We start from the raw sequence: 14,231 nt of genomic DNA on the forward strand, positions 1-14,231 counted from the left end.
TAAGGTTTATGAGGGAGAACCGCCATTCAACAGTTTCTCGTAAATATTTTCTATTTCCCGGGTCATATGCACTGCATTGAAACGTTTTTCGACGGTTTCAAGTGCCTTCCGACCAAAATTATTTCGCAAAGCCTCATCCCGGCCAAGCTCCAGCAGCGCGTCTTTCAGGGCATCAACTTTTCCCGGTTCTATCATGATGCCATTTTCCCTGTGTTGTAATACTTCCACTGTGCCATCCACTTTTGTGGCAATCACCGCCTTCCCCATCGCCATCGCCTCCAGAAGGCCAATCGGCAATCCTTCCCACAAAGAAGGCAGTACGAAGATATCTGATGCGCCCAATACATCGGGCACATCCTGCCGGAACGATTGAAATATGATCCGGTCGCCCAGTTGAAGCTCCTGCACCAATGCAAGCGCCTCTTCCTTCTGATCGCCATCACCCACCATCAGCAAACGAAGTTCAGGCTGAACTTTCACGGCTTCCGCAAAAGCCCGGATCAGCGTTATGGGTTGCTTATGCGCCGTGAACCGGGCAATAAACAGCACCAGTTTTTCCTCCTGCAGTATGCCCAGCTCCCCTCTTATATCCGACAACTTCCTTTCGGGCGTGAACTTCTGCCGGTTGATCCCGTTGTTCACGACTACGGCATCAAGGGCGGGAATACGTTCCTTCCCGGAGGCCCGGTTCGATTCCGATACCGCAATGTTCACTTGGGCATTGGCGGTAAGGTATCTTTCACCCATAATTCTCATGCGCTGAACCACCGGGTGCTGGTCGCGGTGAAAGGACCAGCCATGTATCGTATAAATCACGGGAATTTTCAACGAACGGGCAGCCCACAACACATTCGAACAAGCCCGTGTACCGTGCGCATGCACGAGTTTCACCCCTTCTTTACGGAGGAAACGCTTCACCTGGCGCCATTTCCTCACGTCAAACGGCTTTTCCGTATGTATAACATGGGTCTTCACCGCCATTTCCTCCAGCCTTTTCACCATCGGACCATCGGTAAACGACAATACAACAGGTTCGTATCGCTGGCGGTTAAGGTTCTCCACCAAACTCAACAAATGTGATTCACCTCCCCCGATCTTGCCCTGACGGATACATTCCAGTATCTTGATCTTCTGTTGCATTATACCGGGGAGTATTTCGATGAAGTAAAATTCCACGCCATTCCCTTCAGAAACGAGCGCAGGTGGTTGAACTGGCGCGCGGCCGTGTAACGTAAAACAGCTTTCGGCAACGCAAAAAAACCAAAGAACACGAAAAACACCAAACGGTGCATGAAAGGCGAGTTCCGCCTCATATAAAGTATCCTGTTCCTCGTCTGGTAATATACTTTCATGGGATTTTGTTTTCCAACAGACATAGACTCTTTGTGAAAAATCAGCGCCTTCGGCTGAAAGTATATTTTATAGCCAGCCCTTAGTATGCGCGCACTCCAATCCCATTCTTCATAATAAAGGAAAAAACTTTCAGGAAAAGCGCCCACTTGCTCAATCACCTCTTTCTTCACCATCATGGCACAGCCGTGCGCCCCATGGGTGTAGCCCGGGCGATCGAATTGTCCGTCATCTACCTGTCGGTTACCTACGGCCTCGGTGCGTCCTGTAAAAGTATTGATGGGATGAAAGCCGGCGTACTGAATCGTGTCGGGCCGGTCGAAAAAACGGATTTTGGGACAAACCACCCCAACTGAATGGTCTGATGAAAACGGTTCGAGCAGGGTCTTCAGCAAACCTGGGGTAAATTCTGTATCGTTGTTCACAATAAAAATATAGTCGCCTTTCGCGGCCCTGATGCCCACATTGTTTCCCCCGGCAAAACCAAGGTTTTCTTTGTTCCTGATCACATTTATACCTGGATACACCTCCTGGAAGCGCAGGGTAGCGTCTACGGCAGAGGCATTGTCTACCAGGATCATTTCAACCTGCACCCCTTGGGAATGCTGTTGCACGGAGCGCAGGAAGTCACAGGTAATATCTGGTGTGTTCCAATTCAATGCAACCACCGATATTAAAGGATTGCCCTTTAACATTGTTGTTTCTTTTGAGGTAAGCACGGACTAATGCGGCAACAAAATAGCGATAAACTTCAAATATAGCTATCTTATTATACGTTTTCTTTTTGCAGCAATGCTGAAGGGGTATTGGCGATGATCCAGAGGTCGTACATGAAATTGTGGCGCGCGGCATAATCAATATCCAGGTTAATGCGCTCCTGGATCGACATATTGCTATCACCTCTTTTCTTGATCTGCCACAGTCCTGTGATACCAGCGGGTGCCAGGAAGCGTGCGGCATATTCGTTGGACGTGAGCGTAGCGGCCTCATACAGGGGCAGCGGACGGTTACCAACCAACGACATATCGCCGAGGAACACGTTGATCAACTGTGGAAGTTCATCAATACTGGTATTCCTGAGAAACGCTCCGATTCTTGTAATGCGCGGATCGTTGCTCACTTTGAAGAACACAGGCTGTCCGGTGTTTACACCATACTGGTTCAGGTGCAGCAGTTCTGTAACCTTACGGTCGGCATCGGCCACCATGGTACGGAACTTATAAAATTTGAATACCTTATATCCTCTCCCGGCACGTGGGGAAACGTAAAAGATATTTCCTTTTGATTCGAGACGGATCGCGATAGCAATCAGAATAAAGATCGGGGATAACAACAGCAGCAAACTGCCGGAAATGGTGAGATCGAAGCCACGTTTCAGGAAATAATTCAGGTTTAACTCCCTGGGAAATTCGGTTTCCAGGCGATCTTCTATCATCAATTCCTTTTCGTTCTCTTTCATTTTGCGAAGAAAAGCGACTTTCTTACGCAAACTGGCGGCGGATTCTCTCACTACGATAAGGTCATCTACCGCGGGGTGGTTCTGTAATTTGTTGATCTGCGCCTGGGAACAGTCTTTCACTTCTGCCAGCACGGGCACACCTGCCAGATCGGAGATTTCTTTTATTTTCTGAAGGAATATTTCAATTTCCTGCCAGGCCTGGTTTCCATCAAACAGAATCAGTTCGGGAAGGGTCTGCAAATCATCCAAACGCGGCAACACTTTCAGCGCCGAGAAAAAATTCTCGAAATAGTAGCTGCTGCTGAATCCTTCCATCAGGCTGTTGGTATACTGGAAATCCTTTCCAATGTAGAGGTAGGAACCTTCCAGTGTTTTTTTCTTCGGCCCGGCTACAGCAACCCGCTTAACGTAGGTGGGGCTGGGTTTTTGGGCGAAGAGTGTGTCAAGCTGTTTCATGTGAGGTCAGGTTTGGTGATGATTAGATTGCCTGCGGGAACCTGGCTTTGGGACCGGGCACCTTTTCATTGACAAGCTGATCGATTGTTTCTATAAGGTGAATGGGATTAAATGGTTTGAGGAAGAATTTATCCACGCCCAGCTGGCGGCAGTTGCTTTCCGTATGCTCCATACTGAGTGAAGAAAGCACCACCATTGGGATCTCCCTGTATATATAACTGCTCCTCAGGTTAGCGATCAACTCCCAGTTCTCCATGTCGGGCAACTGCGCATCTGCCAGGATCAGTTCCGGGAAATTCTTTTTAGAAAGCCAGAACATGGCCGAAGCTGCGTCCGCCGCGGTTACCACCTGGTATTTTTTGCCAAGGATGGTCTGTAACAGGAAGCGTATTGCCTTGCTGTCGTCTATTGCTAAAATAAGAGGTTTCATTTCCTAAGTAGTTAAGTGAACGGATTAGTCGGCATTTCATAGACTTAACTTTGGAAGAAACGGCTCATAAAGAATTGGAAATCGGTAATGGCTTTCAGGATACTTGTTCCTAAATGACAGGCAATATTAGAATGTTTCAGAGGTTTGTTTCAATGGATGTGGGAGCGAAAAAATCAGTGGAGATTTCTGTTATCCATACCAATTCGAAGGCTAAGATAATAACAAATTTCAGAAATCCAAATATCTTCCGATTTTTTTCAGGCCCAAAGATGGGAAGAAAATATGGTAAAACAATTACCGGTTAATGGTATTTTTATTCACACAGTATCACATATTTGTGTGATAGAAGCGATGTTCCGGGCTTACTATGAAATCTGTTTTTTGAAGGAAAAATGAGTTGGTTAATGAAATGTTATCAGCCCCGGATCGCCTACTCAGGCAAGGTATTACAAGAAATTCCGGGCATAAAAAAAGGGCAGATAAGAATATCCGCCCGTAACCAAAACTAACTGCTTATGAGAAATTTTAAATTATTCGTTGTTTGTTCCACAAATGTCGGATAAAACACGACACCTAAGTGTTAAGTAATAGTGAAACTGTTAGAGCTCCACCATTTTCATTTTAGGGACGAGTGATTTCATGATCAGCCACGCTACCAGATATGCCAATGCGCAGATGGCAAACATAATGGTATAGCCTGTTTCAATATGTCCAAGGGCTTTATAATGGTCAAAAAGAGCCCCCCCCAATTTTGAAATGAGGGCGCCCCCAATTCCTCCAGCCATCCCACCTATGCCCACCACGGAACCTATCGTTCTCTTTGGAAACATATCCGACACAGTTGTGAATATATTGGCCGACCAGGCCTGGTGCGCAGAAGCTCCAACTCCTATCAGCAGTACAGGTATCCAATAACTTATATCGCCCAAAGGCTGCGCTGCCAGTACCACGAGCGGGAAAAGGGCAATCACGAACATGGCGCGCATACGGCCATCATAAGCGGCGTACCCCTTATTAATGAAGTAAACCGGGAACCACCCACCGCCAATACTACCAAACATGGTCATACTATAAAGCACCATAAGGGGAAGGGAAATCTGTTCATTTACCATCCCATATTGGTCTTTCAGGTAGGCAGGCAGCCAAAACAGGAAGAACCACCAAACACCATCCGTCATGAATTTGCCTACAACAAAAGCCCATGTTTGCTTATAACCCAGCAGTTTTGTCCAGGAAACTTTGGCCTCTGCGGCTACCCTTTCACCGGGTTGTACCTTTTGCGGCTCAACATCACTATTGATGTGCGCAAGCTCAGCCGCAGACAATCTCTTCTGCTCTTCCGGTTTTTCATAAAATTTAAGCCATAATACCAACCACACAAACCCGACCACGCCTACTACTATGAATGCAGCTTCCCAGCCCCAGCTTTTGCTGATCCAGGGAACTGAAAGCGGAGCAAGCACCGCCCCCACATTGGCCCCGGAATTAAATATACCCGTGGCTAAAGAACGTTCCTTTTTGGGGAAATATTCCGCGGTAGCCTTTATCGCGGCAGGGAAATTGCCAGCTTCACCAAATGCCAGCAAAGCCCTGGAGAACATGAAACCAGCCACAGACACAGATGTTATTGTAATGCCCACTACCCCGAGAATTGCCGCGATCCCTTCACCCAAAGGAATAGCCAACGCGTGGATAGCAGCGGCAATGGACCAGATCACAATGGCCCACGCATAGCCCTTTTTTGTCCCCAGGCGATCAATAATTCTACCGGCGAACAGCATGGATATCGCGTACCCCAATTGAAATACGACCGTAATGTTTGCATAATCGGAGTTGGTCCAACCAAATAATTCCTCCAGTTCAGGTTTCAACAAACTCAGCACCTGCCGGTCCAGGTAGTTTACAGTGGTGGCGAAAAACAGTAAGGCGCAGATCGTCCAGCGGAAAGAGCCAATTTTCTGGGTCATTTAGCAATCGGTTATTTGGTGAAGGCTTAAAAATAGCACATAGCGGCTACAAATGTGCCGCTATCGCTTGTTTTTCAGTATTTATATCGTTTGAAATAAGATTCTGCCAGCCGAAATAACGTTGCGCGTTGTTGAAACAGATGTCCTGCACCAGTTTTCCTACCCAGGGCAGGTCGTTGGGCAGTTCCCCGTTCTCTATATCATCCCCGAAGAGGTTGCAGAGCAGCCTGCGGAAATACTCATGGCGCGGGAAAGAAAGGAAACTGCGTGAATCGGTGAGCATCCCGATGAACCTGCTCAGCAATCCCATGTTTGACAATGCATTGAGCTGACGGGTCATACCGTCCTTCTGGTCCAGGAACCACCAGCCGGAACCCCATTGTATTTTACCGGGCACCGACCCATCGTTGAAGTTGCCGATCATGGTGGCCATCAACTCGTTATCGGCGGGATTAAGGTTGTAGAGAATGGTTTGCGCAAGTTTATCTTCCGTATCCAACCGGTTGAGGAACTTCGCAACGGCAACCGCATGACTAAAATCTCCAATGGAATCCCAACCGGTGTCCGGCCCCAGCACTTTCATCATCCGGCTGTTGTTGTTGCGGATGGCGCCCAGGTGGTATTGCTGCACCCATCCTTTCTCCCAATCCCATACGGCAAAAATGTACAGCATGGCCGATTTGAATTTACGGATATCCGTTAGCGGCACACTCACGCCTTTGCGTATACGATCAAAGATGGAAGCCACCTCCACTTCCGTGTACTCATCCGCGTAAATCTCTTCCAAACCGTGGTCGGAAACGGAGCAGCCATTGGCTGCGAAGTAGTCGTGGCGCTGTTTCAAAGCATCCAGGAATGTATCAAAGTTGTCGATGGAAATATTAGTTACGGTCTCCAGCCTGTTCACATACGCGCTGAACTTCTGCGGGGTATCCGCCGCCATGGCGGCATCCGGGCGAAAAGCCGGCAGTACTTTCAGCGCGGACCCTTCGGCCTTCATCTGTTGGTGAAAGGCCAGATCATCCAGCGGATCATCCGTGGTACAAATCAGTTTCACGTTCATTTTACCCAGCAGGTTGCGAATGGAATAATCGGCGCTGCTGATCTTTTCAGAGCAACTGTTATAGATATCCGTAGCTGTATCGCTGTTCAGGATGCGGTTTTCACCGAAATAACGTTGCAACTCCAGGTGCGTCCAGTGGTACAAGGGATTGCGCATCGTATAAGGCACTGTGGCGGCCCACTGGTCAAATTTCTCTTTATCGGAACGATTGCCCGTGATATAACTTTCATTCACTCCGTTGGTACGCATGGCGCGCCATTTATAGTGGTCGCCATACAGCCAGGCCTGGGTAAGGTTGCCGAAAACATGGTCGTTCGCCATTTGCTCGGGCGAAAGGTGGCAATGGTAATCTATGATCGGCATTTTCGCCGCGTATTCATGGTACAAACGCTGCGCTGTGGGCGTTTGGAGCAGAAAATGCTCGTCAAGGAATTTTTTCATCACTCAGAATTTTAGCGCCCGTGGGCCGGGCATTGGAACAATCATCAGCATCGTTGCGTCGCACTCTTGTACGTTCAACACATCGCGCCGCAATACTCATTTATAAACTCACCCCGCGTTTCCACGGTATAAAATCATCCTGGTTCAGCAGTACGGCTTTGGGAATCACTTCTCCACTGGCCGCTTTAATGCAGTACTCGAGTATCTCCTCTCCCATCTGGGCGAGGGATTTCTCTCCGCTGATCACGCCTCCGGTATCAATATCAATAATATCCGACATGCGTTGGGCCAGCGAAGAATTCGTCGCTACTTTAATGACCGGACAAACAGGATTCCCGGTCGGCGTACCCAGTCCGGTCGTAAACAGAATCAACGTGGCACCGCTGGCGGCCTTACCGGTGGTGGCCTCTACATCATTACCCGGGGTACAAACCAGGTTCAGGCCTGGTTTTACAGCAGGTTCGGTATAATCCAGCACATCTTCCACGGGAGAGGTGCCCCCTTTTTTCGCCGCCCCATTACTTTTGATGGCGTCCGTAATCAGTCCGTCCTTGATGTTTCCGGGAGAAGGGTTCATGTGAAAGCCGGAACCCACCCTTTCGGCTGAATCACTGTACGACTTCATGAGCTGCATGAATTTCTTCGCGGCGGCTTCGTCCTTCGTTCTGTCGATCAGGTCCTGTTCAGCGCCGCAGAGTTCGGGGAACTCCGCCAGCAATACCGTTCCGCCCAAAGCCACCAGCAGATCGGAACAATAACCCACCGCCGGATTCGCCGAGATGCCGCTGAAACCATCGCTGCCGCCGCATTTCACGCCCAGGTTCAACTTACTGAGCGGGGCGGGTTTACGTTCCAGCTTATTCGCTTCCGTTAAGCCCACGAAAGTCTGGCGGATCGCTTCGGTAATGAGCCAGTCTTCGCTCTGCGATTGCTGTTGCTCAAATATGAAAAGCGGCTTATCGAAATGTGGGTTCCGCTCATAAAGGTCTTTCTTAAAATCCTGCACCTGCAGGTTCTGACAACCGAGACTCAACACGGTAACCCCGGCCACATTCGGGTGATCGGCATAAGCCGCCAGCAACTTGCCGAGTACGGCCGCATCCTGCCGGATGCCGCCGCAACCGCCCTGATGGTTCAGGAACTTTATCCCATCCACATTAGGGAAGATGCGGCTGGTATGCACATCGGATTCCACCACCTCAAGATCGGCTGCGGTAATATCTTTTCCGCTCAGGTAAAGTTCCTTCAGCAACTTCGCCTTGCGCTTATATTTGTCCGTTACCGCATAACCCAACTCATTGTGTAACGCTTCGCGGATCACATCCAGATTACGGTTCTCACAAAAAACCGTAGGAATAAAAAGCCAGTAGTTAGCCGTCCCTACCCTGCCATCACTTCTGTGGTAACCGTTAAATGTTCTTCCTTCAAACTTCGACACATCCGGCGCATGCCATTCGTAATGGTACGGACGGAAAAAATAAGGTTCCGCGGCATGTTTCAGGTTATCCGTACTCATCCGCATACCCTTCAATACCAGTTGCTGCACCTTTCCCACCAGCACACCGTACATGAATACTTCTTCCCCAGTATTCATATCATTCATGTAAAACTTATGCTTGGCGGAAATATCTTCCTTCAACTCATAATCAACGTCCTCAAACTGCACCACCTCTCCTTTCCGAAGGTCCTGCAACGCCACCAGCACATTGTCTTTCCTATTAATCTGTAGTACTCTCTTCAACATTATATTTAATTTATTTCTACCCCCAATCGCGAGGCACGAAGCGATCTCCCCTCAACTAAAACCGAACACCTCCCAAACCCCTCCCCACTCAACCACTCTCCCCTCAACCCAACCTTACCCCCTCCCCACGCACACACTCCTCCATCGCACGTACCACCCCTTTCTCCACAATCTCTCTCACCCAATACGCTACCGCATCTCTCCAAACCAATGCATCTGCCAGCCCACTTCCCCCAAAAGTCTCATTCCCCAAAACATCCCCCACAACCCCATCCACGCCCTTCTTCCAGCTTTCCGCATACAACCCTGCATTATCATCCTGAATAACATACTGCGCGCCATTCACAGTACCATAATACTTCCCATCATTCCCCTCTACACCTTTCATAAAACACAGGAACGCCGCGAATCCCAAAGCCATAGCCTGCGGCGCCGCACCCTGCCTTTCAATATACTGCACAATAGCCGGCACGTTCCGCATCTCCATCTTAGAAGAATAATTCATCGTAATACTGATCCACCGGTGTTCTATATGCGGATTCCTGAAACGATCCAATATCCTTGCGGCAAAATCCAGCGCCTTTTCTTTTGTAAGCTCCTCCCCAACAATAGCGGGCGTAATCTCCTGTTCCATTACACGGGCGATGTACGCGGAAATTAACGGATGATCCATTGCTTCTTTCACTGTATTCACCCCGGTCAAAACCGCGATGCCACAGGCGAAGGTGTGCGGTCCGTTCAGTAAACGTACTTTCAGTTCGCGGTACAAATGAATATCCGGCGTCAGCACAATGCCTTCGTCCACCGAAGCCAGCGGCTGCAACACATCAAATACACGCTGATGCTTCGCTTCAATGGCCCAGAGGCGGTACACTTCGCTCATGATCATGAGTTCATCGGCGTAACCCAGTTCTTGCTCCATTTTTTGCTGATCGGCAATCGGTAATTTTCCCGGTACGATTCTGTCTACCAGTGAATTACAAAAATGATTGTGCTGCTCCAGCCAGTCGATGAACGCGGGCTCCAACGCGTTCTGGTGCGCCAGTTCCGTAATGATGGATTCCAGTTTGGAACCATTTTCCGGGATCAGTTCAGTGGGTACGATCACCATCCCTTTAGCGGGATCACCTTTAAAGATGCGGAACCTCCGGTAAAGGAAGGCCAGCAGCTTGCCGGGAAAACTATCTGGCGGATGCCCGTGGATATTGTCTTTCTGCAACACGATACCCACTTCGGTGGTATTGGAAATCACCAGTTCCATATCGGGGTTCGCGGCCGCTTCCAGGATTTCGTCCCAATCGGATTTGGCGGAAAGCACCCTGCTGATGGAAGCGTTTACAATATTCTCCTCCACGAGTTGCCCATTCTCTATCCCTTTAATGCACTGCGTATACAGGTGATCCTGTTCGGCGAAGGCGTCCGTGCCGCCGTTGGCGGTGGATTTCACCACCAGCACGCGCCCCTGGAAAACGTTTTGCTTATTGGCCTTATCAATAAAATAGTCCGGCAGCCCGCGCAGCAGTACACCCGTTCCAAACTGGAGTACTTTTTCCGGGAACCGCAAAGCGCCTGCCTGCGGCACTTCCAGCCGGGCGGCGCTGATGTGAGGTAGTGCGTTTACACACAGTTTCATTCTTCCTGATTTTATATTACGTACACGCACAAACGCGCGACTTCTTTTTAAATTTTTCTGGCTGCTACTTTGGATACCGCACCAGCCATTTCACCAGTTCCTCCGCCCCTTCAAAGTTGCGGAAATGAGCCGGCAACCGCCTGCCATCGGCGTACTCATTGTAGATCCATGGATCCCCAATGGCCAGCACCCTTCCTTTGCCGTAAGTAGCCCATGCCATCACTGTTCTTCCCTCATGCGTTACCAAAGGTTTCGCGTTGCCGGAAGTTTCTATAGAAGCATATTCCTTGATAAAGAAATCACCCGGTGAAAACACGGGATTACCTTCCGGTATTTTCACCGTTCCTTCCACATAGTTGTTTTTCTGCACGCGGTTATGACTATCTTCATTGAACTTTATGCCGAAGATGCCTGCAAGCTGGTTAAAATAAGTGAACTCAGCGTTCTCCTTATCATTGGCCATCAGCAAAAGCGTACCGCCTTTTTTCACCCAGGCGGCGATGTTCTTTTGCGCGTCCGCGGTAATGAATTGAGGATGGGCCGTTTCCTTTTCAGTATCGGGATCCACGATAATGTAAACGGAAGCGCCTTTCAGGTTCTTTTTATCCGGTTTGGCGGCCAGGTTACCGGTCCTGCTGCCAAAACGTTCTATGATGTATTGAAGACCGGAATAGCCCCCGTTGTCCTGCTCCTCCCATATATAATGGAAGGGTTCTGTTCTGCCATCGGCGGTTTTCCGGAATTCGTTGTTGAAGAAACGGTCGAGCACTACCAGCTTATTGTTTCCTTTGGAAGCGATGGCGGCGTTCTCCATTTCCACGGCACAGAGGATGAATGCACCCATGCCCTTTGGATCGTTATCGATTACTTTTTCGCTGAGGTAATAGTCGTAGCTGCCGTCGCGGTATGGTTTTCCACCCAGTCCGGCGACACTAACGGTACCGCCGAGAATGGTCAGTCCCTGCTCATCCTTGCGGATGAACTGTTTTTGAATACCGGCGTAAGCCTTTTGGGCATTGGCTTTAAACTTTGCCGGAAGGTAGCCTTTGCGCATGGCCTTGGCCAGCATATAAGTGAGCATGCAGGAGGCGGAAGCTTCGGGATAGTTGCCTGCTGAATCGGGGCGATCCGTTACCTGGTACCACAACCCGTTGGCGGGATACTGGTACTTCACCACCGCGGTGGCGAGGCGGTTCAGGATACCGATGAGCGAATCCTTACCCGGATGTTTCTCCGGGAAATGATCCAGCGCGTCTACCAGCGCCATGCCGTACCAACCCAGGGAGCGTCCCCAGAAATGCGGGGATGTACCGGTGGTTTTATTGGCCCATTGCTGCTCGCGCGATTCATCATAGCCATGGTACAGCAATCCTGTTTTAGGATCGCGGGAACGCTGTTCCATTAAAACGAACTGGCGTGTGATATCATTAAAAGCCTCGGGCTGGTTGAATATTTTCGCATACTCGGCATAGAAAGGCTGGCCCATGTAAAGACCGTCGAGCCACATTTGCCAGGTATAGATTTTTTTGTGCCAGAAGCCGCCTTCTTTGGTGCGCGGATGTTCATCCAGCTGCGCCCGGAGTATGGCCGCGGCCTTGCGGTATTTTTCCTGGCCGGTCACATTATAGAGCAATAGCAACAACTTGCCATTGTTCACGAAGTCGATGTTGAAATCAGACTTTTTATAGCCCTTGATGGAGCCATCGGGCTGTACGTAAAAGTCCATCATCTTTTGGATGTACCGGAAGTAATCGCCGTTCCCGGTTGACCTCCAAACGCCTTCCATGCCTTTCAGGATCACGCCGAGGTCGTAGCTCCATTTGGCGGAGCCGCTACCCAACGCGAAAGAGTCTTTCCATTGGTGCATGGCCGTGCGGGAGAGCGCCTCCGATAGCGGCTGTTCCTGGGCGGAAGCAGTTGATGTGGCTATGGTGGCGAAACAAGCAATCGTGATATTGCGCAGAACATTCATCATTTAAACTTTACCTGGCTGGGCGAAGCCCCAAATTCGTACTCAATTTTGTTTTTGGCATCCTGTGCTGTCGTGTTGGACACCTCAATCTGGCGTACCCGGTCGCCGCCTACGCGGAACAGCAGTTCAGGCGCGGCGGAAGTGGAAAGCCCGTTAAAAAAGATACGGTCCGAGTTCACGATATCCACCACAGGAGACGTATGCTTCGACAGAATCTTCACGTTATTGAACCGTATATCGGTCGCTTCGCTGCATTCAATTCCTTTCTCCGCCTGAAGCGTCATATTCGACAAGTTGATATTGCTGATGTGCATTTCGGGCAACCCGCGGATAAAAATAGCTTTGGCGGCCCCGTTGCACACCACATCGGAGATGAAAAAGTTTTTGAAAACGGGCGTCTCTTCTGTAACAGGCTTAAATTCCACTTTAGGCAATTCTCGTTTCTCCCCTTCCAACGGCACCGGATCTTTCGCGGCATAGTACATGTCAAAAAGAATAGCCTCCCCTGCGATCCCCGACATGTGGATATTTTTGATATGAATATTCTCCACCACCCCGCCTCTTCCGCGGGTGGTTTTAAAGCGCAGACCAATATCAGTTCCTATGAACGCACAATTCGTAACGTAAATATTTCTCGCGCCGCCACTCATTTCGCTGCCAATCACAAACCCGCCATGGGCCTGGTACACCACTGAGTTGCGGATAAGTACGTTTTCCGTAGGCATCGCGCGTTTCCGGCCTTGTGCATCCCTTCCGGATTTGATGCAAATCCCATCATCGCCCACATCGAAGATGCTGTTTTCTATCAGCACATCTTTGCAGGATTCAAGGTCAATTCCATCACCGTTTTGTGCGTACCAGGGATTCTTTACGTTGAGGTTCCGGATAATAATATTGCTGCTCATGATGGGGTGCAAACACCAGGCCGCGGAGTTCTGAAATACCACGCCCTCCAGCAGAATATTTTTACACCCGTTCAGCACCAGCAGGTTGGGCCGCAGGTAATCTTTTACAGGAAGAAAATCTTCGGGTTTCATGCCTTCCTTCCACAGACCGAGCGATGGATTCTTATTCCCCAGCATGGAACCTTCGGATGGGTACCAGTTCTTTTTATCCTCACTCACCACACCGCCGGAAGCCACGAGTCGCTTCCATTGCGACTCCGTTTGTTTTTCGCGTTTTACCATACGCCAGGCTGCGCCGCCACCATCAATAATACCAGATCCCGTTATAGCGATGTTTATCGCTTTCAGCGCTGAAACCGGCGATTGATTGCGCACGGCCCTCAGCCCTTCCCAGTTCGTTTCCACCAGTTTGTACTGGGAGAAGTCACTCGTAAACAACAACATGGCATTTTTTTGCAGGTGCAGGTTCACGTTAGAAAGCAGTTCAATGGGACCCGTCAGAAATTGCCCGGAAGGCACCAGTACCACGCCACCACCCTTCTTATTACAGGCGGTAATGGCATCCTGAATCGCTTTGGTGTTCAGCGTAACGCCGTCCGGCTTCGCACCGAATTTCCGGATATCGAGCGTATCCTTCCGGAAAACGGGGGGCTTCACTTTGGGCATAGGAAACGCCTGCGCAACTATTTGCTGGGAAGAAAAAATGGCAAACGCGATCAAAAAGGCGGAAAAATTGTGTTTCATCATTGCAAGCATCGTATGATTCATGACAAGTGTAACGAGATATTCCCGACCGGTAAGCGGTTTTTGC

The 14,231-nt window shown here is 49.6% G+C and carries 10 protein-coding genes; all 10 read right to left on the reverse strand.

All coding sequences use genetic code 11. The features are described from left to right. Positions 1-6: 6 nt before the first annotated feature. On the reverse strand, positions 7-1,140 hold the full coding sequence (locus M4J38_RS02385; RefSeq protein ID WP_251757923.1) for a glycosyltransferase family 4 protein: 1,134 nt from the start codon (positions 1,138-1,140) through the stop codon (positions 7-9). Next, positions 1,140-2,045, reverse strand: a complete 906-nt coding sequence (locus M4J38_RS02390) for a glycosyltransferase family 2 protein (protein WP_251757924.1) — start codon at positions 2,043-2,045, stop codon at positions 1,140-1,142. Before M4J38_RS02390 ends, M4J38_RS02385 begins: the two co-directional genes overlap by 1 nt. Before the next feature lie 74 nt (positions 2,046-2,119). Continuing rightward, on the reverse strand, positions 2,120-3,265 hold the full coding sequence (locus M4J38_RS02395) for a sugar transferase (RefSeq protein WP_251757925.1): 1,146 nt from the start codon (positions 3,263-3,265) through the stop codon (positions 2,120-2,122). A 22-nt stretch (positions 3,266-3,287) separates the two neighbouring features. After that, the gene (locus M4J38_RS02400) at positions 3,288-3,695 is read right to left on the reverse strand and encodes a response regulator (RefSeq protein WP_251757926.1); all 408 of its coding nucleotides are present in this window, start codon (positions 3,693-3,695) and stop codon (positions 3,288-3,290) included. 599 nt (positions 3,696-4,294) lie between these two features. Then, the gene (locus tag M4J38_RS02405) at positions 4,295-5,662 is read right to left on the reverse strand and encodes an MFS transporter (RefSeq protein WP_251757927.1); all 1,368 of its coding nucleotides are present in this window, start codon (positions 5,660-5,662) and stop codon (positions 4,295-4,297) included. Positions 5,663-5,708: 46 nt separating this feature from the next. Next, entirely contained in the window at positions 5,709-7,166 is a 1,458-nt protein-coding gene (gene uxaC, locus M4J38_RS02410; RefSeq protein ID WP_251757928.1) for a glucuronate isomerase, read from the reverse strand. A gap of 100 nt (positions 7,167-7,266) precedes the next feature. Continuing rightward, positions 7,267-8,910 (reverse strand): UxaA family hydrolase, encoded by a 1,644-nt coding sequence (locus M4J38_RS02415; protein ID WP_251757929.1) that lies wholly within the window; start codon positions 8,908-8,910, stop codon positions 7,267-7,269. Positions 8,911-9,013: 103 nt separating this feature from the next. Then, on the reverse strand, positions 9,014-10,543 hold the full coding sequence (locus M4J38_RS02420; RefSeq protein WP_251757930.1) for a tagaturonate reductase: 1,530 nt from the start codon (positions 10,541-10,543) through the stop codon (positions 9,014-9,016). Positions 10,544-10,607: 64 nt separating this feature from the next. Continuing rightward, positions 10,608-12,518, reverse strand: a complete 1,911-nt coding sequence (locus tag M4J38_RS02425) for a glycoside hydrolase family 88 protein (RefSeq protein WP_251757931.1) — start codon at positions 12,516-12,518, stop codon at positions 10,608-10,610. Beyond that, positions 12,515-14,167, reverse strand: a complete 1,653-nt coding sequence (locus M4J38_RS02430) for a glycoside hydrolase family 28 protein (protein ID WP_251757932.1) — start codon at positions 14,165-14,167, stop codon at positions 12,515-12,517. The genes M4J38_RS02425 and M4J38_RS02430 overlap by 4 nt, the downstream gene beginning before the upstream one ends. Positions 14,168-14,231: the final 64 nt, after the last annotated feature.

It is taken from the genome of Parasegetibacter sp. NRK P23, from assembly GCF_023721715.1.
Taxonomy (GTDB): Bacteria; Bacteroidota; Bacteroidia; order Chitinophagales; family Chitinophagaceae; genus Parasegetibacter.

Coding starts and splice junctions, on each gene's coding strand:
- M4J38_RS02385 (WP_251757923.1), bottom strand. CDS start 1,140: ATGCAACAGAAGATCAAGATACTGGAATGTATCCGTCAGGGCAAGATC.
- M4J38_RS02390 (WP_251757924.1), bottom strand. CDS start 2,045: ATGTTAAAGGGCAATCCTTTAATATCGGTGGTTGCATTGAATTGGAAC.
- M4J38_RS02395 (WP_251757925.1), bottom strand. CDS start 3,265: ATGAAACAGCTTGACACACTCTTCGCCCAAAAACCCAGCCCCACCTAC.
- M4J38_RS02400 (WP_251757926.1), bottom strand. CDS start 3,695: ATGAAACCTCTTATTTTAGCAATAGACGACAGCAAGGCAATACGCTTC.
- M4J38_RS02405 (WP_251757927.1), bottom strand. CDS start 5,662: ATGACCCAGAAAATTGGCTCTTTCCGCTGGACGATCTGCGCCTTACTG.
- uxaC (WP_251757928.1), bottom strand. CDS start 7,166: ATGAAAAAATTCCTTGACGAGCATTTTCTGCTCCAAACGCCCACAGCG.
- M4J38_RS02415 (WP_251757929.1), bottom strand. CDS start 8,910: ATGTTGAAGAGAGTACTACAGATTAATAGGAAAGACAATGTGCTGGTG.
- M4J38_RS02420 (WP_251757930.1), bottom strand. CDS start 10,543: ATGAAACTGTGTGTAAACGCACTACCTCACATCAGCGCCGCCCGGCTG.
- M4J38_RS02425 (WP_251757931.1), bottom strand. CDS start 12,518: ATGATGAATGTTCTGCGCAATATCACGATTGCTTGTTTCGCCACCATA.
- M4J38_RS02430 (WP_251757932.1), bottom strand. CDS start 14,167: ATGATGAAACACAATTTTTCCGCCTTTTTGATCGCGTTTGCCATTTTT.